This is a genomic window from Mediterraneibacter hominis (assembly GCF_014287475.1).
Taxonomy (GTDB): domain Bacteria; phylum Bacillota; class Clostridia; order Lachnospirales; family Lachnospiraceae; genus Mediterraneibacter; species Mediterraneibacter hominis.
The window spans coordinates 1,294,148-1,315,013 of the sequence record NZ_JACOPF010000001.1 but is presented as its reverse complement, the minus strand read 5'-3'; the positions used below and the strand labels follow the sequence as shown (position 1 = coordinate 1,315,013).

At 40.7% G+C, this 20,866-nt stretch carries 22 protein-coding genes; 18 read left to right on the top strand and 4 right to left on the bottom strand.

The window, feature by feature from the left end:
- Nucleotides 1-16: 16 nt before the first annotated feature.
- Together H8S37_RS06365 and H8S37_RS06360 are read right to left on the bottom strand one after the other, a co-directional pair.
- The gene (locus H8S37_RS06365) at nt 17-814 is read right to left on the bottom strand and encodes an ABC transporter permease (RefSeq protein ID WP_186875161.1); all 798 of its coding nucleotides are present in this window, start codon (nt 812-814) and stop codon (nt 17-19) included.
- Entirely contained in the window at nt 807-1,574 is a 768-nt protein-coding gene (locus H8S37_RS06360) for an ABC transporter ATP-binding protein (RefSeq protein WP_186875160.1), read from the bottom strand. The genes H8S37_RS06365 and H8S37_RS06360 overlap by 8 nt, the downstream gene beginning before the upstream one ends.
- A 158-nt stretch (nt 1,575-1,732) precedes the next feature.
- On the opposite strand from H8S37_RS06360, the gene H8S37_RS06355 reads away from it, so the two are divergent.
- The 8 genes from H8S37_RS06355 (at nt 1,733) to yajC (ending at nt 7,741) form a co-directional block, all read left to right on the top strand.
- A complete protein-coding gene (locus tag H8S37_RS06355) occupies nt 1,733-2,374 on the top strand; it encodes an epoxyqueuosine reductase QueH (protein WP_186875159.1) in 642 nt (213 codons plus the stop codon).
- Nucleotides 2,375-2,662: 288 nt separating this feature from the next.
- Nucleotides 2,663-3,064 (top strand): PTS sugar transporter subunit IIB, encoded by a 402-nt coding sequence (locus H8S37_RS06350; RefSeq protein WP_330604867.1) that lies wholly within the window; start codon nt 2,663-2,665, stop codon nt 3,062-3,064.
- 112 nt (nt 3,065-3,176) lie between these two features.
- On the top strand, nt 3,177-4,010 hold the full coding sequence (locus H8S37_RS06345) for a PTS mannose/fructose/sorbose/N-acetylgalactosamine transporter subunit IIC (protein ID WP_186875158.1): 834 nt from the start codon (nt 3,177-3,179) through the stop codon (nt 4,008-4,010).
- Nucleotides 4,000-4,920, top strand: coding sequence for a PTS system mannose/fructose/sorbose family transporter subunit IID (locus H8S37_RS06340; RefSeq protein ID WP_186875157.1), 921 nt, complete (start codon nt 4,000-4,002; stop codon nt 4,918-4,920). The genes H8S37_RS06345 and H8S37_RS06340 overlap by 11 nt, the downstream gene beginning before the upstream one ends.
- 109 nt (nt 4,921-5,029) lie before the next feature.
- The gene (locus H8S37_RS06335) at nt 5,030-5,701 is read left to right on the top strand and encodes a hypothetical protein (protein ID WP_186875156.1); all 672 of its coding nucleotides are present in this window, start codon (nt 5,030-5,032) and stop codon (nt 5,699-5,701) included.
- 10 nt (nt 5,702-5,711) lie between these two features.
- Nucleotides 5,712-6,140, top strand: coding sequence for a PTS galactosamine/N-acetylgalactosamine transporter subunit IIA (agaF, locus tag H8S37_RS06330; protein WP_186875155.1), 429 nt, complete (start codon nt 5,712-5,714; stop codon nt 6,138-6,140).
- Nucleotides 6,141-6,207: 67 nt separating this feature from the next.
- Entirely contained in the window at nt 6,208-7,389 is a 1,182-nt protein-coding gene (locus H8S37_RS06325; protein ID WP_186875154.1) for an SIS domain-containing protein, read from the top strand.
- Nucleotides 7,390-7,462: 73 nt separating this feature from the next.
- On the top strand, nt 7,463-7,741 hold the full coding sequence (yajC, locus tag H8S37_RS06320) for a preprotein translocase subunit YajC (RefSeq protein WP_186875153.1): 279 nt from the start codon (nt 7,463-7,465) through the stop codon (nt 7,739-7,741).
- 17 nt (nt 7,742-7,758) lie between these two features.
- Here yajC and H8S37_RS06315 read toward each other — a convergent pair whose 3' ends face one another.
- Nucleotides 7,759-8,937, bottom strand: coding sequence for an AraC family transcriptional regulator (locus H8S37_RS06315; protein ID WP_186875152.1), 1,179 nt, complete (start codon nt 8,935-8,937; stop codon nt 7,759-7,761).
- Nucleotides 8,938-9,087: 150 nt separating this feature from the next.
- Here H8S37_RS06315 and nagA point away from each other — a divergent pair, with 150 nt between their 5' ends.
- Complete coding sequence (gene nagA / locus H8S37_RS06310; protein WP_186875151.1) at nt 9,088-10,239, top strand: N-acetylglucosamine-6-phosphate deacetylase; 1,152 nt, start codon at nt 9,088-9,090, stop codon at nt 10,237-10,239.
- 29 nt (nt 10,240-10,268) lie between these two features.
- A complete protein-coding gene (locus H8S37_RS06305) occupies nt 10,269-10,832 on the top strand; it encodes a hypothetical protein (protein WP_186875150.1) in 564 nt (187 codons plus the stop codon).
- Between the two features lie 598 nt (nt 10,833-11,430).
- Here H8S37_RS06305 and H8S37_RS06300 read toward each other — a convergent pair.
- Nucleotides 11,431-12,273: a MurR/RpiR family transcriptional regulator gene (locus H8S37_RS06300; protein WP_186875149.1), complete on the bottom strand. Its 843-nt coding sequence runs from the start codon at nt 12,271-12,273 to the stop codon at nt 11,431-11,433.
- Nucleotides 12,274-12,608: 335 nt separating this feature from the next.
- Between H8S37_RS06300 and H8S37_RS06295 the strand changes: the two genes are divergently transcribed.
- From H8S37_RS06295 to xylB, 8 genes are read left to right on the top strand one after another with little or no spacing between them, the layout of a single operon-like run.
- The gene (locus tag H8S37_RS06295) at nt 12,609-13,595 is read left to right on the top strand and encodes a substrate-binding domain-containing protein (RefSeq protein ID WP_186875148.1); all 987 of its coding nucleotides are present in this window, start codon (nt 12,609-12,611) and stop codon (nt 13,593-13,595) included.
- 21 nt (nt 13,596-13,616) lie between these two features.
- Nucleotides 13,617-15,095, top strand: a complete 1,479-nt coding sequence (locus tag H8S37_RS06290; protein ID WP_186875147.1) for a sugar ABC transporter ATP-binding protein — start codon at nt 13,617-13,619, stop codon at nt 15,093-15,095.
- Between the two features lie 9 nt (nt 15,096-15,104).
- Nucleotides 15,105-16,115, top strand: coding sequence for an ABC transporter permease (locus H8S37_RS06285; RefSeq protein WP_186875146.1), 1,011 nt, complete (start codon nt 15,105-15,107; stop codon nt 16,113-16,115).
- A gap of 1 nt (nt 16,116) precedes the next feature.
- Nucleotides 16,117-16,941 carry a transketolase gene (locus H8S37_RS06280; protein WP_186875145.1) on the top strand — a complete coding sequence of 275 codons (825 nt, stop codon included), beginning with the start codon at nt 16,117-16,119 and terminating at the stop codon, nt 16,939-16,941.
- Nucleotide 16,942: 1 nt separating this feature from the next.
- Complete coding sequence (locus H8S37_RS06275) at nt 16,943-17,920, top strand: transketolase family protein (RefSeq protein ID WP_186875144.1); 978 nt, start codon at nt 16,943-16,945, stop codon at nt 17,918-17,920.
- A gap of 24 nt (nt 17,921-17,944) precedes the next feature.
- On the top strand, nt 17,945-18,907 hold the full coding sequence (locus H8S37_RS06270) for a sugar kinase (protein WP_186875143.1): 963 nt from the start codon (nt 17,945-17,947) through the stop codon (nt 18,905-18,907).
- Nucleotides 18,908-18,912: 5 nt separating this feature from the next.
- Nucleotides 18,913-19,362 carry a ribose 5-phosphate isomerase B gene (rpiB, locus tag H8S37_RS06265; protein WP_186875142.1) on the top strand — a complete coding sequence of 150 codons (450 nt, stop codon included), beginning with the start codon at nt 18,913-18,915 and terminating at the stop codon, nt 19,360-19,362.
- A 21-nt stretch (nt 19,363-19,383) separates the two neighbouring features.
- Complete coding sequence (gene xylB / locus H8S37_RS06260) at nt 19,384-20,865, top strand: xylulokinase (protein WP_186875141.1); 1,482 nt, start codon at nt 19,384-19,386, stop codon at nt 20,863-20,865.
- Nucleotide 20,866: the final 1 nt, after the last annotated feature.

Sequence of the window (20,866 nt, the reverse complement as noted above, 5' to 3'; positions counted from 1 at the left end):
AAATTTGCCGCAGATTTCAAAACTTTTTCCTGCACCATTTTTCCAGCAGAGCAATTCCCTGATACAGTACCATTGCGATAATACACAGAATCACAATAGACATCAGCAGCCAGTCTAGTTTAAAGACTTGGCTGGAATAGATAATCAGATAGCCAAGCCCGTTTCTGGCGGCCAAAAATTCTCCAATGACGACACCTACCAGGCAAAGTCCGATATTAACCTTCATATTGCTGATTATGACAGGTATGGAACCCGGCAGTATGACTTTGGAAAGTACATGTCGCTTTGTGCCGCGCAGCGTGTAAATCAGTTTGATTTTTTCTTCGTCAATAGAAGTAAAGCTGGTATATAAGTTTAATATGCTTCCGAAAATTGCTACAGACATTCCGGCGACGATGATCGTCGTCTCATTTGCGCCCAACCATACGATAAGAAGAGGGGCGAGGGCGGACTTGGGAAGGCTGTTTAATACGACGAGATAGGGGTCAAGTATTTCAGATAATTTACGACTGTACCAGAGTATTACAGCAATTAAGATACTGAAAAATGTAACCAGTAGAAAGCTTACGATAATCTCGTACAAGGTAACGCCGATATGGAGGAAGATTGTTTTATCGATCACCATTTCCCAAAAACATTCTGCCACTCTGGAGGGGCTGCTGAAGATGAAGGAATCGATCAGTCCTGTATTAGCAGCAATTTCCCAGAGAAGAAGAAAGAAAATCAGAATCAGAATACGGGAGACTATGACAATGCGGTGATGCCTGCGCAGGCGGCGTAGATATAATTGTTGTCCTTTGGAAAATTCATTCATATGTCTTTAGCTCCTTCCATATAATATTAAAATAATTCTTGAATTCCGGCGCGTTTCGCCTTTCCATCGGCGTATCCTTTTCGAGTGCGAATGTAACAGGTAGTATTTTTACAATGGTTGCAGGGCGACGGCTTAAAATGATAATGCGATCTGCAAGGCTGACTGCCTCGGACAGATCGTGTGTGACAAGCAGTGCTGTTTTTCCTGAACTGCGTATAATCTGTCCTATATCATCGCTGACAGAAAGCCGAGTCTGATAATCTAAGGCAGAAAATGGTTCGTCTAGAAGGAGAAGTTCTGGTTCTAAAATCAGTGTTCGGATAAGGGCGGCCCGCTGTCTCATTCCACCGGATAAATCAGAAGGCTTTGCATTACGAAAATTTTTAAGGCCGTACTGTTCCAGAAGAGCGTCTGCCTTTTTACGGGTTTGCGCATTTACTTTGTGCTGGATTTCGAGACCGAGCAGAATATTTCGATAAACGCTGCGCCATTCAAAAAGATGATCGTGTTGCAGCATATAGCCGACATTGACTGTGCTTTCATCTAATGTTTTTCCACAGAGGGTAATTTCTCCTTTTTCTGGTTTTAAGAGACCTGCTATCAGAGAGAGCAGTGTAGATTTTCCACATCCGGATGGGCCGACAATGGCGGTGAATTCTCCGGAGCTGACTGAGAAAGATATATCAGAGAGTGCTTTTGTTTCTCCTTTATAACTGTGATAAGCATAATTTATTTTGGATAATTTTAAGATTGCGTCCATAACATCACTCCAGTCGACAGATATATAGTTAGTTTATGAAGAAAATAAATATAGGTGCATAGCGTTCAAATATGGTATACTGTATATAAATATAGGCACAAGGCTTACAAAAGGTACGTTTTTGTGCCAGCATCAGGAAAAGTACAGGAGTTAGTTATATGAACGTACAGAGGATTAATTATCAGAAAGAGCTGGAGAAAATACTGGATAGACTGGAAAGAGAGAAAAGGGTGCCGAAGCTTCTGCTGCATAGCTGCTGTGCACCATGCAGCAGCTATGTGCTGGAATACCTGTCAGAGCATTTTGAGATTACTGTGTATTACTATAATCCCAATATCTATCCGGAGAGCGAGTACACAAAGCGGCTTTTGGAACAGCAAACGCTGATTTCAGAGATGTCGTTTAAATATCCGGTCTCTTTTTTAGCAGGAAGATATGATAAGGAAAAATTTGACGAAATAGCGGCGGGCTTAGAGCATATTCGAGAGGGCGGTGAGAGGTGCTTTAAGTGCTATGAGCTTCGTCTCGCACAGACAGCAGAGACAGCACGAAAGGGTGGATTTGACTACTTTACTACGACCTTGAGCATCAGCCCTATGAAAAATGCGCAGAAGCTAAATGAAATTGGCAAAGAAGTCGGAGAAAGGTACGGAATTCCCTATCTTTGTTCTGATTTTAAGAAAAGGAACGGTTACAAACGTTCTATTGAATTGTCAGGAGAGTATGGGCTGTACAGACAGGATTACTGTGGATGTCAATTTTCTTATGAAAGTAGGAAAAATAAGGAGAATATAAAGTAAAAATAAAGAAAATATAAATTAAAACAGAGAAAAACACCAGCAATTGTCCTATTTGTATCAAAGAGGGAGGATTTCCTGGTGTTTTTTGGTGAAATCATATAATCAAAAATGCAAGAGAAAAGATAAAAAGTGCAAATTAATTGCGTAAAATTTTGGTATAATAAATTTTGTAAGCAGATGTTACTTCTCACAAGTTAAGAATATGAGGAGTGCTTTTTAAAAGGCATTAGGACGGCGCTTTTACCGGCCTGATAAATGTCGGAAATTATAAGAAAGGGGGATACGAACATGCCAGATATTCGATTGACGAGAATTGACAATCGGCTGATTCATGGTCAGGTTGCAACGCAGTGGTGTGGTGTAGTAGGTGCAAACCTATTGCTGGTTGCAAATGACGCAGTTGCCGGGGATGAGTTCCGCCAGGGATTGATGAATATGGCTGCACCATCTTATGCGCAGACAAGGTTCTTCACTCTGGAGAAGACAATCAATATCATCCACAAAGCTTCTGCTAACCAGCATATTGCAATTATCTGCGAGACACCACAGGATGTGCTGAAGCTGGTTGAGGGTGGAGTGCCGATCAAGAAAGTAAACATCGGAAATATGCACATGGCTGATGGAAAGCGTCAGGTTGCGACATCAGTTGCGGTTAATGATGATGATGTTGCGGCTTTCAAGAAAATGTAGGAGTTAGGTGTGGAACTGGAAATTAAGCGTGTTCCGGATACACCGGCAGAGAGTATTGACAAATTATTTAAATAACTAGTCTGGTTTATTAGTTTATTGGAAAGGAGCAAACATGGGAGATATTACAATTATCCAGGCGATTCTGGTCTTCGTAGTTGCCTTTATCATGGGTATTGACCAGTTCAGCTTTTTAGAGTCTCTGTACCAGCCAATTGTAACCTGCCCGATTATCGGTGCAATCTTAGGTAACTTTGAGCTTGGTATCGTAGTAGGTGGTGCTTACCAGCTTATCCAAATCGGTAGTATGCCGATTGGTGGGGCACAGCCGCCAAATGCAATTATGGGAGGTATCATGGCAACCGTATTTGCTGTGTCTCTGAACATGGAGGCGACGGCGGACGGTGTCGGCGCAGCATTGGGACTCGCAATTCCGTTTGCAGTATTTGGACAGTATGCAGTAACACTGACATTTACATTTATGTCAGGTATGATGACAAAAGCGGATAAATATGCAGAAAATGCAGATGTAAAAGGTATCCGCAACATTAACTTCCTTGAGATGGGAGTCTTAGGTGTACTTTTTGGTGTATTGGCTGTAGCAGGTCTGTACGGCGGTACAGCACTTGGCGATACATTGAAAGACTTTTCTTATCAGTTCTCATGGGTAATGGCAGGTTTGGATGCGGCAGGCGGAGCTATGAAGTTTGTCGGATTTGCTATCCTGATGAAGGTTATGATGTCCGGAGAAATGTGGGGATTCCTGCTCGCAGGTTTTGCAATGTCCCTGCTTTGCAGCTCAAATGCAGCAACATCTGGAGCAACCTTGATTCTTTGTGCATTCGTAGGAGTTGCAATTGCAATCTATGACTTTACAATGCAGACAAGAATTAAACAGAACGCAGGCGCAGGCGCCGGCTATGTAGGAGGTGACGAGGATGGCATATAATATTCCTGATAAATATCAAGACCTGACTCCGGCACCGCAGCTGGATAAGAAAACTCTGAATAAGATGGTTTGGCTTTCCTGTTTCCTGCAGGCATCCTTCAACTATGAGAGAATGCAGGCGGCAGGCTGGCTTTGGGCTATGCTTCCAGGTCTTCAGAAGATACATACGAATAAAGAAGACTTGAAGGCGTCTATGGCGCATAACCTAGATTTTTTGAATACACATCCGTTTCTTGTAACATTTGTAATGGGTATCGTGTTATCACTTGAGCAGAATAAGGCGGACACACAGACGATTCGTTCTGTACGTATTTCTGCAGCAGGCCCTCTGGGTGGTATCGGTGATGCATTGTTCTGGCTGACATTGGTTCCTATTACGGCAGGATTGACAGCGAATATGGCGATGGAAGGGCAGATTATTGGTGCTATTCTCTTCCTGCTCATCTTCAACGTAGCACAGTTTGTCATCCGTTTTGCATTGATGTACTGGTCTTATGGACTGGGCACAAAAGCAGTTACTCTGCTGACATCTAACGCAAAAGAATTTACACGTGCTGCAAGTATCCTTGGTATTTTCGTAGTCGGCGGACTGATTGCCAACTATGGAAGCACCACAGTACGTATGATTGTAGGCGATACACAGATTAATATTCAGGGACTGTTAGACGGCGTGCTGCCAAAATTGATCCCGTTGTTGATTACATTAGGAATCTATGCTCTGATTAAGAAGGGCTGGACACCGGTAAGATGTATCATTTTGATACTGGTAGTTGGTATCGTAGGATGTGCGTTTGGTATTTGGACAGGTGATTCTAAGGCAATGGATGCTGAGGGAAATACACTTCCAGGCGGATATACACCTCTTGTAGAGTGGTATGATTATCCGGAACCGGAGGCACCAGCGGAATAACTGTTCTTCTAAATGAAATAGTCTGCCGTTTTTTGGCGGTGGATAACCGGGAGGGGAGGGATTTTAATCCCCCCTCCCATTTACTTTTATACGGAAATCAGGTGGCTATTTGAATACAGTAACAATTTCGATTATAATCATTGCGGCCGTGGGCTATTTTGTTTTCCAGGGCATAAAAAATTTCCAGCTGCACAGTATGGATGTTGCGCTTCGTAAGAAAGACAGTGATATGGTAGAACGGGTAGCGGATATGGGTATGTCTCGAAGATTATTGGGTGAATATGTCTGTGACTTGTACAAATTGAGGGTATATTATATAGCCAAAGAGCATGAAAAATTTGAAAAGATGCTTCGATATATGATAGAGACAAAATATCGGGATCCTGCAGATAAAAAGAGCTTTCTGGAAGTATATTTTCATACATTTTTGATAAAAGGAAACCGTAAATATGCAGACTGGCTTCTGGAAGAGATAAAGAATACGAAGGAGCCTGCTTTCATTCATTACAATGAGATGGCGTATGCTGTCATGCTGGATGAAAGAAATGACCTGATAGATGAGATGGTGGAGGAGATTAATTCCAAGAAGTATTATGGATTTGCGCTTGGCGTAATTCTGTTTATGGTGGCAAAGCAATATTCTTATCTGAATGATAAGAAAAATGCAATAGCATATTATCAAAGTGCAAAAGCGTGTTTTCATCCAAGGTCTGTTTATATGCCTGTTGTTGACAGATGTCTTAGAGAGGAAAATACAGACGGGGAACATGCTTTAGAGTAGGAGAGATAGAATGATTGGATTATTAGTAACAGGACATGCAAATTTTGGTTCAGGTATGACAAGTTCCGTGAATTTGATTGCAGGGGAACAGGAAGCATATCGTTATGTTGATTTTTTGCCGACGTACAGTACAGAAGATTTGACGCGTGAGCTTACGAAGGCGATGGATGAGTTAAAGGATTGTGAAGGAATTATATTATTTACAGACTTGATGGGAGGAACGCCGTTTAATGTGGCAGCCCAGCTTGGACATGGAAAAGACAATGTCAGGATTATAGCCGGAACAAATCTGCCGATGCTGGTGGAGATCGTTATGTCCAGAAAGTTTATGGATGATTTGGACGGACTGGTAGATTCAGTTCTGGAGACAGGAAAAGAACAAGTGACAAAATATGAATTCAAGCAGGTAGTACAGGAAGAGTCGGAGGACGGTATCTAATCTGCATACTATAAAAAATATTCTGCTGCTATGTAAGGCGGCTCAAAAAAGGAGAAAGGAAAAGAAAATGAGCAAGATTTTTGATGTGACTGAGGAAAAGATGAAAGAAACTTCCTCAACATTTACTCTTACAGAGATTTATCAACAGCCCGCAACATGGGAGAAAACATGCAAACAGATTGAAGCGGAGAAGGACGCAATCCAGAAATTCATTGATCAAGTAATTACCTGTGAAGACTTTGATGTGATTTTGACTGGAGCAGGGACAAGCGAGTTTGTCGGAAATGCGTTGTTCCCACATCTGGCAGGAGTTTTAAACCATAAAGCAAAATCTTATGGGACAACCGATATTGTGGCAACACCGGAGGCGTATTTGTCTCGGGAAAAACCTACATTGTTAATTAGCTTCGGGCGTTCTGGAAATTCACCGGAGTCAGTGGGTGCCATTGACGTTGCAGAAAGTGTGTGCGATAATATTTACCATCTGTTTATCACATGTAATAAGGACGGTGCTCTATCTAAAAGAGCTGCTGTAACAGAGAATTGCTATGCAATCAATCTGACACCGGAAACGCATGATCAGAGCTTTGCGATGACATCTAGTTACTCGAATATGTATTTGGCAGCGTATCTTTGCTTCCATTTAGGAGAACTTGATAAAGTGTTGGAAGAAGTACGGAAGACTGCGGCAGCAGGGCAGAATTTCCTGGACAGTAAATTCGAAATTGCGCAGAAAATTGTAGGAGAATATGATTTTAACAGGATCGTTTATCTGGGAAGCAATACTTTAAAAGGAACTGCACAGGAATCGGCATTAAAGATGCTGGAGCTGACAGCAGGAAAAGTGGTAACGATGTACGATACACCGATGGGATTCCGCCATGGGCCAAAATCAATCATTGATGATAATACAATTACAGTCGTGTATTTAAGTGATGACGCGTATACAAGACAGTATGAGATCGATTTGATCAAAGAAATGAGTGGCCAGCGCAAAGGAAATAAAATTGTGGCAGTAATGAGCCGGCAGGACGATGAGGTTGTTGCTTTGGTTGATTACGCGGCTGTATATGAACTTGATGGAAAGACAGAAAATGTGCTGCTTGGACTGGATTACATTTTATTCGCACAGACACTGGCAGTACTGAAATCTCTGTCTATGTCAATTACACCGGATAATCCGTGCCCAACAGGAGAGGTAAACAGAGTGGTGAAGGGAGTAACTCTTTATCCATATACAAGAAAATAAGAAATAGAAAAAATAAGAACATGGTTTGCTTTTTGGCAAACCATGTTCTGACAAGGAGGAAGAAACAACAATTATGAATTGGGAAGTCATTGGGTGGAGTTGTGTGACTGTAGGTGTCCTGATAGGAATATGTGCGGTTGTACTGACCTTTATTTCTTCGCGGAATATGAAAAAGAACCGAGAAGCAATGCGAAAGCTGCAAGAAGGAATCAAGGTTGGGGCAAGGATCATGTTTGCAGGCGGTATTTATGGAAAAATTGTAAAAATTAAAGATGACCTGATTGATGTGGAAATCAATAAAACTACGGTGGTGCAAATATCACGCTATAGTATTCAAAATGTGATCGAATAATTCGTATAAAACACGTATCAGAGATCTTCGGGAGGTGAGCTCTGGCTATCCATTATTTTTTTTACATAGGCGCTTGGCGTAATATTGAAATACTTTTTGAAAAGTCGGGAAAAATAATGGATAGAGCTAAAGCCAAGCATATAAGCAATCTCGCTGATTGTATACTGGTTCTCCCGAATCAGTTCTTTGCTTTTCTGCAGCTTGATGTTAAGCAGATAGTTTTTTGGAGAACTGTTTAAATGGGTTTTAAACAGTGCCTGTAGAGAAGAACGTGATATATAAAACTCATGGCAGATTTCCTCTATGGTAATTGGTTCATCGATACGCTTATTCATATATGCAAGAATTTCAGACAGTAAATCATTCATATGAGACTTACTGTCTGAGAACAATGCCTTGTGGTTAATGGTTTCATAAAACTGCATAAGCAGCATGAGTGCTTCTTGCAAATAGCAGACCATAAGGGTACGGGTATAATATGAATTTGCAAAGCTTTCAATCAAAAGCTTCCATAAAATCTGCTGTAATTCACTGGTGCAATGGAAGGTTTGATTCAAGATATGCAGAGGTTTTCGTTGATTTACATCAAAAATTGTGGTTAAATACGAACAGGTGGATTTGATGTCTACGGTTGCCGCATCGGATTTAAACAATATCAGATCATGCGGCTGAAGTGTATAGATGCCGCGTGAGAGAGTGATATCCAGAGTGCCTTCATATACGTAGATGAGTTCATATGATTTATGGGCTCTTTTAGATATACGGCATGGTTCCATCTGATTGGTAAACCAGCAGTCTAAAATTCTGCGGACATGAAAAGGTGAGGACACTGGCTGATATGTATAGGGTGTCGGAAGCGGAACCGCGCAGGGCTCCCCCTGGGATGAGATAAGAGTCCAGGTAAATGGGGTGGAAAGAGGAATCAGATTGAAATACATGTTGGGATTGATTTTTATGTAGTGCCGTATGGGAAATGTTTTTAGATCCTCCATATCAGGCGAGCTGGCGATTAAAAGCATCGAAAGACCCTGTGTACATTCAATATATGTCTCACAGGAGAAAACAAAAAGACGTTCTATCTTTTTAGAATTGGATGTGATTTCCTGACGAATAAGGTTGTGCTTTTCGATATCAACTGGTTCGTTATAAAAGGTTCCAAAAGGTTCGAAGCTATGGTCAGCTATTTGATTTATCATGTTCAAAATCCCCCGTATTATATGGATTATGCAGTTCATTATAATAGAAAATTATAGTATAACTGCCGGTAAAAATCAAGGTTTCAAACATCTGTCGCAGCAGCGGCGGTGCAGCGTATCTTTAGCTTATAAAAGACAGGAGGAAGGATTATGATTATCCAAAGTAAGAAGGTCTGGATGGCAGACCAGTTTGTGGCAGCACAGATAGAAATGAAAGATGGAAAGATTACAAATCTATACGAATATGGAAAGTATCCAGTAGATTATGACTATGGAAATGACCGGATTCTGCCGGGATTCATCGACGTACACTGTCATGGAGCATACGGGTTTGATACGAATGATGCACAGGAAGAAGGTCTGCGCTATTGGGTGAAAAATATTGTGTCAGAAGGGGTTACTGCGCTTCTTCCGACAACGATTACACAGAGTGAAGAAGTCCTGACAGAGGCTCTTAAAAATGTTGCCAGGGTAGTGGAGAAAGGATATACAGGCGCTGAAATTTTAGGAGTTCATTTCGAGGGGCCGTTTCTGGATATGAAGTATAAAGGCGCGCAGCCAGAGCAGTTTATCCGGAAACCTACAGTAGAACAGTTTGAGAAGTATCAAAAAGCAGCGAAAGGTTTAATCAAATATATTACAATGGCGACAGAAACAGATGAGGATTTCGCATTGACTAGGTACTGTGCAGAGCATGGAGTGGTAGTCAGCATCGGTCATTCTGCGGCTACAAGTGAGCAGGCGCTCCAGGCATTTGTACATGGGGCAAGAACAATGACACATGTTTATAATGGAATGACTCCATTTAACCATCGCGTAAACGGGTTGGTAGGAGCTGCATACCGTATGAAAAGCATGTATGGGGAGATCATCTGTGACGGAAATCATTCTACCCCTGCTGCGCTTCATCAGTTCTTTGAGGCGAAGGGGCCACATTATGGCGTGATGGTAAGTGATGCTCTGATGGCAAAAGGAAAGCCGGTCGGATCAAAATTTTTGTTTGGCGGTAATGAGATTGAGATTTATCCAGATGGAAGCGCTCATTTGACGTCTACAAAAGGGCTTGCGGGCTCTACGCTGCGTATCAATGACGGACTGCGAATTTTGATAGAAGAGGCACTTGTGCCTGTAGATACAGCCATCAATTCTTGTACAAAAAATCCGGCTGCGTGTCTGCACATTGATGACCGGAAAGGTTCTATCAAAGTGGGGATGGATGCCGACATAGTCGTTCTGGATCGGGACTATCGCGTGCTTGAAACATACTGTATGGGAAAAGCTATGCTGGAAAAAGAAGCATAAATAAACAAAAGATATGGAAGAGAAGATAAATGGGGAAGAAAAAGAATTCAAAACCAGCGGAAAAAATCCGCTTGTCAGGCAGAAATATTTATACAGATAAAAGAAAACGTACAATCTATTATGATTTTGTGACAAAGCAGGGGTATTTGATAGAGAAGAAAAATGAGAATTCTGCATTATTTTATAAGAATCGTTTTGTTGTGATTCTCTTTGCGGCAATCTTGTTTGGCGCTACTTTTCTAACAGTGCTTCAGGCAGTGATAGCAGGCGCGGTTATGCTGGCTTTGGCGGAGATTGCGTTCAGGCGCTCTTTTCTGAAGAAACTCGAACCTGTCACAGATGTAGATTTTGAAAAAAGAGTTTCTGCACTTGAGTATATCGTCACAAGGAAGGAAAAAAGCAGAGTGATTGCTCTGGCTGTTTTATACCTGGTATTCGCGGTTTTAGTCCTGCTGAATGCATATCAGGAAGAATATGGGACAGGGCTGCTCATATTCAGCGCATGCCTTGCTATAGTTGGTGTATACTTTAGTGTTCTTCATATAATTGCGCTGATAAAAATAAATAAAAAAGAAAAGAAAAAAAGAAGATAAATTTAAGCGACAAAAGGGACGTGTGAAAGAGATGCTTTGCATCGTTCGTCAGGGCTTCGCCGAAATTCCTCACTCACGCAAAGTATCTCTTTCACACTCACACTTTCGCCAGCTTAAGTTTATAATTCGTAACGGAAAAAATCGGCTTCACGCTGCTATGCATTTCCAATCAGAAGTAGTATAGATGCTTCTAATTGGAGGGCTATAACAACGTGAAGCCGTTCTCTTTTTTATGAATTTCAGTTAGGGCGCCACTTCCCTATAGATGAAGGAAAAACTTCTGACTGTAAGTTTGTAGCAACGTGAAACCGGTTCTGTTCTGTCTGAAATTATAAACTTAAGCTGGCGAAAGTGTAAGCGAGGGAGGGCGTGTGCTGCAAAAGTGAGGAATTTCGGCGAAGCCCTGACGAACGTTGCAATACACGCCCTCTTGCGCGAGCCATTTTTGTCAACTTCCGCAGTGCCAGCTCAATTTCGCATACACTTCATTTCGCTATCGGCAGTAGCCGAATGAAAAGAAGTAGAAAGCCCCTGCTTACATGCAAGCATGACGCAGGGTCCTTCTGTTCTTTTCGCACTGCTTGTTGCTTCGTTAAATTTATATTTTATTTATTTCGGATGACTGCATTGTATAGTAAAGCAATTCTTTATAGTAAGCGCGATTGCTGAATATAATCCCTTGATAAAAGGAATCGATGATAACCAATTCTGCAACACGTCTATTGACGCTATCTCTTCCGATAGTTGTATCTATTGAAGAAATAAACAGACTAATATCAGAATATTTGACGAGAGGAGAGCGACCGGTCTGGGTAATACAAATTACGAATCCACCCTGTTCTTTTGCTAATTTTACGGAATTGACTACATTTTGAGAACGACCGCTGCTAGAGATTGCGATTGCCACATCTTCTTTGGTCATGCGAAGTGCGGTCTCATATTGGTAAACGACGTCTGAACAAACAACCGTATGCAGACCTAAACGGCTGAATTTGGCATGAGCATAGTTACAGCTTGACAGAGCATCGCCTGTAGCGAAGAGATAAATGTTTTTGGCGTCGAGAATTTTTTGTAGCGCAATTTCGTATTCATCTGTCATTAAAAGCTGAGTATTTTCTAGCGTTCGGATGATTCCTTGAATCGTTTTGGAACAAATGGCTTTCATATTGTCCTGTTCGGTAACAATTTCTGGCAACTCTGCATCTTCCTCTTCTATAGAAGCAAGGGCAAAAGCCTGCCTTAACTGGATAAAATTTGTAAATCCGAGACGTTTACATAAACGCAGAACAGTGGCCTCACTGACTCCAGTTTCCTGCGAAAGTACTGCGAGAGTCATATCGGCAATCTGTCCCATGTTTTTTTGCATATATTCTGCAAGTTTCTTTTCAGCGCGTGGCAAAGAAGGAAGTAAAAATTGAAGTTTTACCTGTGTTTTGTTCATATGCGGCTCCTATAAATAATTTTATTTTTGTGTGAAATATTCATCAAAACAATATATATACTATATTATAAATAAAATATTTTCTTTAATCAAATAAAAAGTAAAACTTTCAAAAATATAAAATTAAAAAAGAGTAATAAATATAGAAAAAATATGTAATAAATATAAAAAAATAAATTTATATAAAATATTATATGCAAAATATACAAAAAAATCAATGATTATAAGAAGAAATTCACAAATATACTTCTTTTTTAAAAATAAATATTGAAGTATATATAACAAGATGATATATTGTGATTAACAAAATAATATAAGTACAGGGAGGTAGTACAATGAAAAAAAGGCAAATACTCTTGGCAACGATTATGGTAACATGCATGGCGCTCTGCGGATGCTCCGGTGGAACGAAAGAAGCAGAAGACAAGTCAGAGACAGCTCAATTGTCAGAAAAAAGTACAGATTCTGAAGGAGGACTTGAAAGAAAGAAAATTGGCGTTGCATTTATGAAATCAGATCCGTTTATGGTACCCCTGGCTCAGGGTATGAAAGATGTATGTGAAGAAAATGGAATGGAGCTTATCGAATATTATGCGGATAATGATATTGAAACGCAGATTTCGCAGTGTGATGACCTATTACAGCAGGATATTGATGGATTGATTGTAATGCCTGTTGATTATGAAGGAATTACTCCTGCATTGGAAGCCGCGGAAAAAGCAGGGGTTCCGGTTGTATCTGTTGACGCGGAAGCTGCCGCAAAAGAAAAAACAATTGCGTACATAGCATCGGACAATTATAAAGCAGGACAGCTTTGTGCAGAAAATGTATTGGAAACTTTAGACGGAGGCAAGGTTGTTATTTTAAGCCATCCGGAGATTAAGTGTACGATTGACAGACAGGCGGGCTTTGAGGAAACTCTTGCTCAGAATGAAAATTTTGAAATTATCGCAGAACAGCCATGCAAAGGATTGATGGATCAGGCGATGAATGCGATGGACAATATTATACAGGCAAATCCAGATATAGATGTTGTGTTTGCTATAAATGATGGTTCGTCACAGGGCGCTATTGCATCTTTGCAGGCAGCAGGAATGATTGACGATGTGCAGGTATATGGAATCGATGGACAGCAACAGCAGGCGGATTATATTATGGAAGGTCTGCTTACGGCAGAAGCGGCTCAGCGGCCTTATGATATGGGAAAAGGTGCGGCTGAATTATTGATTAAACATTTTAATGGTGAGTCATATGAATATGAGAATCTTCTGGATGTGGATTTGATTACAGAAGAAAATGCTGCTGATTATGAAGGCTTTTAATTGCTGAAAGGAGACCAAACTATGGCTGTTGTACTATTAGAAGCGAAAGGAGTTTCTAAATCCTTTCCAGGCGTAAAAGCGCTTGACAAAGTAGATTTGGTAATACATGAAGGTGAAGTACATGGGCTGATAGGCGAAAATGGAGCTGGTAAAAGTACAATTATTAAAATCCTCGCGGGTGTGTATACACCCGACGAGGGCTCCATCACATTTCAGGGAGAGAATCTTGGCGCAGGAAACATTGAAAATATGTTGAATAGAGGAATCAGCATAATTTATCAAGAGTTATGTCTGGTTCCATATTTAAAAGTATATGAAAATATCATGCTGGGAAATGAACCATGTAAAAGAGGTATATATTCTGCCAAGGAGGCAAAAAGAAGGGCGGCACAGATTGTCGAGAAAATCGGAATTGATTTGCCGTTGGAAGCAGAAACAGGAAAGCTGGATATTGCGGTACAGCAAATGGTAGAGATTGCAAAGGCGTTATCAAGAAATTCCAAACTGATTATCATGGATGAACCTACATCATCACTGACAAATAGAGAAGTAGAAAAATTATATAAAATAATAGAAAATCTGAAAAAACAGAATATTTCTGTTTTATTTGTATCACATAAATTAGAAGAGATACAGGAGATATGCGATCGCATCACTGTTTTTCGAGACGGACAGTTTATTGAGACAAGAGATACGAAAGGCTTAAGTAGAGATGAGATGGTATATTCCATGGTTGGAAGAGAGATAACCAATTATTATACAACAACACATGTACCGACAAAAGAAAAGATTTTAGAAGTTAGAAATCTGGGGAAAAAGGGGATGTTAAGGAACGTTAGTTTTGAACTGTATAAAGGGGAGGTGCTTGGATTTGCAGGATTGATAGGAGCAGGAAGAAGTGAGATGGCACAAATTTTATTTGGGCTATATACTTCGGATGAGGGAGAGATACTCGTAAATGGAAAAAAGCGTGTGTTTCATAATCCCAGTGAAGCGGTGAATGCAGGTATAGCAATGGTTCCGGAAAACAGAAAAGAGCAAGGGATAATTCCACAGATGGGAGTGGGATATAATATCACTCTCAGTGTGTTAAAGCAGTTTATAAAATATGCGCGGGTCAATAAGAACAGAGAAAAATCTATTATTGATAAATATTTTACTTCGCTTAGGATTAAAGCCTCTTCCTCTGAACAGATTATCAGTAATCTCAGTGGAGGAAACCAACAAAAAGCAATTTTTGGAAGATGGCTTGCGACAAATCCGCAGATATTGATTTTGGATGAACCGACAAGAGGGATAGATATAGGTGCCAAGACAGAAATCTATTCGATTATTGATGAACTGGCAAAGCAAGGGGTCGCGATTATTATGATTTCTTCAGAGCTTCCTGAAGTAATGAATACAAGTGACAGAATTGTTGTTATGAAGCATGGTACGGTATCAGCGACACTCAATAAAGAAGATTTTTCACAAGAGAAGATTATGCATAACAGTTTATAGGAGAAAATTATGACGGAAAAGAATTTGATAAACAGGACGGTAAAACCTGGAGCAGATTATGTCAGAAGAAATTCTGGAATACTGATTGGGTTGTTAGTGATGGTTATAATAGTAAGCCTTATATCGGATAATTTTTTGAAAACCTCTAATATTTTGAATGTTTTCAGACAGATTTCTACGAATGCATTTTTAGCGTTTGGAATGACTTTTGTAATTTTAACAGGAGGAATTGACTTAAGTGTAGGGTCTGTTTTAGCATTTTCGGGTGTATTTACAGCATATGCGCTGGCGAACTGGCAATTACCGTTGTGGGTTGTTATTGGAGTTGCTTTGTTCCTAAGTGTAGCAGTAGGAATATTTAATGGAGCAGTTTCTGCAATTACAGGAATAGCGCCTTTTGTGGTTACCCTATCGACGCAGACAATATTCCAGGGAGTTGCTAAACTGATCTCAAATGGAATGCCTATACGCGTTACGGAACAGACACTGGTTCAGATAGGAACTGGATATGTTGGACCGATAGCTCTTCCGATTATCTATACTATTGCCATCATGTTTATATGCTTTCTTCTATTAAATAAGACAAAATTTGGAAGAAATGTATATGCGATTGGTGGAAATAGAATGGCGGCCAAATTTGCCGGAATAAAAATGATTCGTACAGAGGTGATTGTGTACGCTATTTCAGGTTTTTTATCCGGTGCAGCAGGGATTGTATTGGCAGGAAGGTTGTCAGCAGGTTCGCCAAATACGGGGGATGGATACGAGCTTGATGCGATTGCAGCGGTAGTATTAGGAGGAGCTAGCTTCACTGGAGGCGTTGGAACTATTGGAGGAACATTATTAGGGGTAATCGTGATCGGTGTGCTTAATAATGGATTAAATATGTTGAACGTATCTTCGTTCTGGCAGTATGTTGCAAAAGGAATTGTAATCTTTTTGGCAGTATTAGCGGATGTTATCAGAAAGAAAAACCAAGAAAAGAAAAAAATAAAAATTCAACTTGAAAAGAAGGGGTAAAATGATGAAATTAACAACCCAGGAATTAGAACAGAAGGCAAAAGAGATTAGAAGAGTATGCTTGGAATTGGCAAAAATTGCAGGCAGTGAAGGCGCACATGTAGGACCAGCTCTTTCTTTTGCAGATATTGCGGCAGTTCTTTATTTCGATGCTATGACATATAAACCAGAAGAACCAGACTGGGAAGAAAGAGATAGGTTTATTTTGAGTAAAGGGCATGGTGTTTTAGGGCTGTATGCACCACTGATTGTGCAAGGTATGATCAGTAGAGAAGAGATGCGGACCTTTAACCACGACTTTACAAGACTGGCAGGACATCCGAGTGGAAAGGGACTAAAAGGGATAGAACATCCGGCTGGTTCATTGGGACATGGCTTGTCGGTTTCGTGTGGAATTGCATATGATGCCAAAGTGAATAAAAAAACATATCACACCTATGTCCTTTTAGGAGACGGAGAGAATGGAGAGGGAAGCGTATGGGAGGCGGTTATGTTTGCAGCAGAGCACGGGCTGGATAATCTGACTGCTATAGTAGATGCGAATGGATACCAATATGGCGGTGTTGTGGATAAATGGGATCACTGGGACAATCTGGCAGAGAAATGGAAAGCATTTGGCTGGAATGTAAAGATAGTAGACGGGCACGATATAGAGGAGTTAAGGGAGGCTTTGGACAAAACAAAAAGTAAAACGAACTGTCCGACCTGCGTGATTGCTAAGACAATAAAAGGAAAAGGGATCGCTGAGGCAGAAAACAATAATAACTGGCATCATATTAAGTTAAGTGAAACGGAGTATTGTACGGCTATGAAGGAGCTTGAATAATATGAAAAATTTTGAAATTAACAGAGAAAATGTGAAAAATTGGAATATAAAAGAAAGACCTTTTTTTGGTCAGTTGGTAGAATATATAGCCGAGCAGAATGAAAATGTATATTTTGTTGTCGCTGATTCTGGCCAGGCATGCAGATGTTGTGGGTTTAAAAGTGCAAAAAAGCGATTTGTAGAATGTGGAATAAGTGAACAAAATATGATCGGAGTGGCAGCGGGGCTAGCAAGAAATAAAAAGAAGCCGATTGCATTTGCGTTTGCGCCATTTGCTACAGAACGCTGTTTTGAGCAGATTAAAGTAGATATAGCGTACAGTGGACTTCCGGTTATTATAGTAGGGGGCGATTCTGGTGTAGGGATGGGAACACAGGGAGTTACTCATTTTGGCTGGGAAGATATTGGGGTTATGACGTCTCTTCCGGGTATTACTGTTTTAAGTCCGGCTGACAATAGCGAAATGATAAAATGTTTAAAAGCGGCACTAAAAGCAAATAGTCCGGTTTATATCCGTCTTGGGGGCGGCATACCAGAAGTGATATATGAAGAAGAATATGATTTTCAGATTGGAAAAGCGATTGAACTAAACGAAGGGAAGCATTTGTATTTTATTGCTACAGGAACTATGGTACCGGCAGCAAGAAAGGCAGCTGGCATTTTACAGAAAAAGGGGATAGAGGCAGGAGTTGTTGATATGCATACAATCAAACCACTCGATACAGAGATAATTCGGCACTGTGCAGAAAAAACAGGCGCGATTGTGACATTAGAGGAACATTCTATACAGAACGGAATGGGCTCCATGATTGCTAATTATTTAATGGACGCGGAAATAGGATGTAGATTCTTGAAGATAGGACTTCCAGATGAATATCCACATACCGTTTCTACTTATAAAACGTTTTTAGAGATATATGGATTGACTCCACAGGCTATTGCAGACAGAACAAAAGATTTTTTGTCGAAAAAGATATAGTGGAAAGGACTGTGAAAACCCAAAATGTTGAAATTTTCAGAAAAAGAAAACGATGTGTGTATCTTTGGGATACCAATGGTGGAACTTATTAAAGAAGGATATGACTCTCCTTTAAGAGAACAGGGGTGTTTCAAAGGGCCATATCCTGCGGGAGATCCGGGAATCTTTTTAAATGCATGTGCATTACAGGGGCGAAAGACTGTATATATAGGAACCGCAGGAAAAGACGATTTTGGAGCCGCGTTTGTCAATCAGATGGAAAGACATCATGTTTGCACAAAATACATAGAACAGATACCTGATTCAATGACAGGGCTTTCCGTTGTATCGAAGTACAGTAATGGGAAAAGAGATTTCTTTTTTACTTTAAAATCTTCCGCCGCCGCAAAATTGAAATGGAGGGAAGAATATATAGAGGTACTTAAAAATGTAAAAGTTTTCCACATTTCCGGTTTTGCCTGCGCGGTGAGTGAGTCGATAGCAGAAGCGTGCAGACGGGCATTAAACTATATCGATGACACGACAATCGTAAGCTTTGATCCTAATTACCGCAAGGAAATGATGGCAGAAAAAGAATTTGTAAAAATGTGTACTCCATTTTTTGAAAGAAGCAATCTTTTCTTGCCAAGTGAGGGAGAAGCGGAGTTGTTTTTGGGAGAAGGCGACGAAAGGGAGTCTTGTAGAACATGGTCCGGGAGAGGGAAAATTATTGCCTTAAAATGTGGCAGCAAAGGGAGCTATGCATTTGAAGAAGGAAGAACATACTATGTCCGTCCATATGAGGTGGAAGAGATTGATTCTACTGGAGCAGGGGATATTTTTGGAGGTGTATTTCTCCATAGCCTGATGCGGGGAAGGGATGTGGGCGAAAGCCTGGATTTTGCTGCCCTGGCAGGTGCGTATGCTGTGACAAAAACAGGTCTTATGAATGCAGCCCCAGACAACAGGCAGCTAGAAGAATTCAGGGAGAAAATGCACAGGCGGTGAGAGCGATGAAAATAGCAATTGGCTGTGATGAGGCAGCTTATGAATTAAAAGTGGTGTTGGAAGAATATCTAGATAAAAAGAAAATCGAATGGAAAGACTTTGGCGCGCAAAAAGGAGAAAAAGTCTTATATCCAGATGTTGCAGAGAGAGTTTGCATGGCAATTCTTTCGAAAGAATGTGAACGCGGAATTTTAGTCTGTGGGACAGGGATAGGAATGGCAATTTCGGCAAATAAGATCCCAGGAATCAGAGCAGCAGTATGCCATGATGCCTTTTCGGCGGAAAGGGCGCGCAAGAGTAACAATGCACAGATTCTCTGTATGGGGGAGCGAGTGATAGGGTTTGAGCTGGCGAAAACAATTTTGGATATATGGCTAAAATGTGATTTTACAGGAGGCGCATCGCTTCCCAAAGTAGAAAGAATCGAACATATCGAAAAGAAATACCGTATATAAGAGAAGGCAGGGAAACAAGCGATGCTTTTTATAGGAATGGATCTAGGAACGTCTGCAGGGAAACTTCTATTGATGAATGAAAACGGAGAGGTATATAAGACAGTGTCTAAACAATATGCGGTTTCTTTTCCGCAAAGAGGGTGGGCAGAGCAAAATCCAGAAATTTGGTTTCAGAATATAATAGAAGGTTTAAAGGAACTGACGGCAAATCAGGAGAAAGACAAAATTGCAGGGATTGGATTAAGCGGGCAGATGCACGGACTTGTATTGTTGGATAAAGAGGGGAAAGTAATTCGCCCTGCCATTCTCTGGAATGACGGCAGGGCAGAGGAAGAGACAGATTATCTGAATCGTGAAATTGGAAAGGAAAGAGTGGCACAATATACCGGAAACATTGCATTTACAGGATTTACAGCATCCAAAATACGTTGGCTTAAAAAGCATGAACCGGAAAACTTTTCTAAAATCTGTAAAATCATGCTTCCCAAAGATTATATTACCTTTCGCCTGACAGGAGTATTTTGCACAGATTTTTCGGACGCGTCCGGTACACTTTTGTTTGACGTTAAAAATAAAAGATGGTCTAAAGAAATGATGAGAATATGCGGGATATCGGAAACAATGCTTCCAAAACCGGTAGAAAGCTGGGAAATAGTCGGAGAATTGACAAAAGAGATATGCCGCGAATTAGAAATAAGCGGAACTATAAAAGTAGTAGCGGGAGCAGGTGATAATGCGGCTGCTGCAATAGGAACAGGGACAGTGGGAAATAACAGATGCAATATATCTCTTGGAACAGGGGGAACAATTTTTATCTCTAGCGATACATTCAGAATGGATGAAGGGTATGTATTACATTCTTTTGCGCATGCAGATGGAAAGTATCATTTAATGGGATGCATGTTAAGCGCGGCATCCTGCAATAAGTGGTGGATGGAAAGTGTACTGGAGACGGAAAATTATGGAAAGGAACAGAAAGGAATCAGACACTTGGGGGAAAATAAAGTGATGTATCTGCCATATTTAATGGGAGAGAGGTGTCCGCATAATGATCCAAATGCCCGTGCTGCTTTTGTTGGAATGGATATGAATACCTCCAGAAAGGAGATGACACTTGCCGTGATGGAAGGGGTGGCGTTTGGGTTGAGAGATTCGCTGGAAGCGGCACGTATGACGGGAGTGATGCCAAAGAGAGCGAGTATCTGCGGAGGAGGTGCAAAAAGCTTTTTGTGGCGTAGAATAATGGCAAATGTGATGGGAATGGAATTAGATAGTATGGAACAGGAAGAGGGGCCGGCGTACGGTGCTGCAATTTTAGCAGCCACAGGATGCGGAAGCTATGCGAATATCAAAGAGGCAGCAGAAAAGCTGACAAAAGTGAAATGCACAGTTGTTCCAGAAACAAAACTTGTGGATAGATATGAAAGCCAATATATAAGATTTAAAGAGCTATATCCAGCATTAAAACAATTTTTTGACAGAAAAAAATGGCAGGGAGCATAAT

Excerpts from the sequence above, each read along its gene's own strand:
- H8S37_RS06365 (WP_186875161.1), bottom strand. The coding sequence starts at position 814 with ATGAATGAATTTTCCAAAGGACAACAATTATATCTACGCCGCCTGCGC.
- H8S37_RS06360 (WP_186875160.1), bottom strand. The coding sequence starts at position 1,574 with ATGGACGCAATCTTAAAATTATCCAAAATAAATTATGCTTATCACAGT.
- H8S37_RS06355 (WP_186875159.1), top strand. The coding sequence starts at position 1,733 with ATGAACGTACAGAGGATTAATTATCAGAAAGAGCTGGAGAAAATACTG.
- H8S37_RS06350 (WP_330604867.1), top strand. The coding sequence starts at position 2,663 with ATGCCAGATATTCGATTGACGAGAATTGACAATCGGCTGATTCATGGT.
- H8S37_RS06345 (WP_186875158.1), top strand. The coding sequence starts at position 3,177 with ATGGGAGATATTACAATTATCCAGGCGATTCTGGTCTTCGTAGTTGCC.
- H8S37_RS06340 (WP_186875157.1), top strand. The coding sequence starts at position 4,000 with ATGGCATATAATATTCCTGATAAATATCAAGACCTGACTCCGGCACCG.
- agaF (WP_186875155.1), top strand. The coding sequence starts at position 5,712 with ATGATTGGATTATTAGTAACAGGACATGCAAATTTTGGTTCAGGTATG.
- H8S37_RS06325 (WP_186875154.1), top strand. The coding sequence starts at position 6,208 with ATGAGCAAGATTTTTGATGTGACTGAGGAAAAGATGAAAGAAACTTCC.
- yajC (WP_186875153.1), top strand. The coding sequence starts at position 7,463 with ATGAATTGGGAAGTCATTGGGTGGAGTTGTGTGACTGTAGGTGTCCTG.
- H8S37_RS06315 (WP_186875152.1), bottom strand. The coding sequence starts at position 8,937 with ATGATAAATCAAATAGCTGACCATAGCTTCGAACCTTTTGGAACCTTT.
- nagA (WP_186875151.1), top strand. The coding sequence starts at position 9,088 with ATGATTATCCAAAGTAAGAAGGTCTGGATGGCAGACCAGTTTGTGGCA.
- H8S37_RS06305 (WP_186875150.1), top strand. The coding sequence starts at position 10,269 with ATGGGGAAGAAAAAGAATTCAAAACCAGCGGAAAAAATCCGCTTGTCA.
- H8S37_RS06300 (WP_186875149.1), bottom strand. The coding sequence starts at position 12,273 with ATGAACAAAACACAGGTAAAACTTCAATTTTTACTTCCTTCTTTGCCA.
- H8S37_RS06295 (WP_186875148.1), top strand. The coding sequence starts at position 12,609 with ATGAAAAAAAGGCAAATACTCTTGGCAACGATTATGGTAACATGCATG.
- H8S37_RS06290 (WP_186875147.1), top strand. The coding sequence starts at position 13,617 with ATGGCTGTTGTACTATTAGAAGCGAAAGGAGTTTCTAAATCCTTTCCA.
- H8S37_RS06285 (WP_186875146.1), top strand. The coding sequence starts at position 15,105 with ATGACGGAAAAGAATTTGATAAACAGGACGGTAAAACCTGGAGCAGAT.
- H8S37_RS06280 (WP_186875145.1), top strand. The coding sequence starts at position 16,117 with ATGATGAAATTAACAACCCAGGAATTAGAACAGAAGGCAAAAGAGATT.
- H8S37_RS06275 (WP_186875144.1), top strand. The coding sequence starts at position 16,943 with ATGAAAAATTTTGAAATTAACAGAGAAAATGTGAAAAATTGGAATATA.
- H8S37_RS06270 (WP_186875143.1), top strand. The coding sequence starts at position 17,945 with ATGTTGAAATTTTCAGAAAAAGAAAACGATGTGTGTATCTTTGGGATA.
- rpiB (WP_186875142.1), top strand. The coding sequence starts at position 18,913 with ATGAAAATAGCAATTGGCTGTGATGAGGCAGCTTATGAATTAAAAGTG.
- xylB (WP_186875141.1), top strand. The coding sequence starts at position 19,384 with ATGCTTTTTATAGGAATGGATCTAGGAACGTCTGCAGGGAAACTTCTA.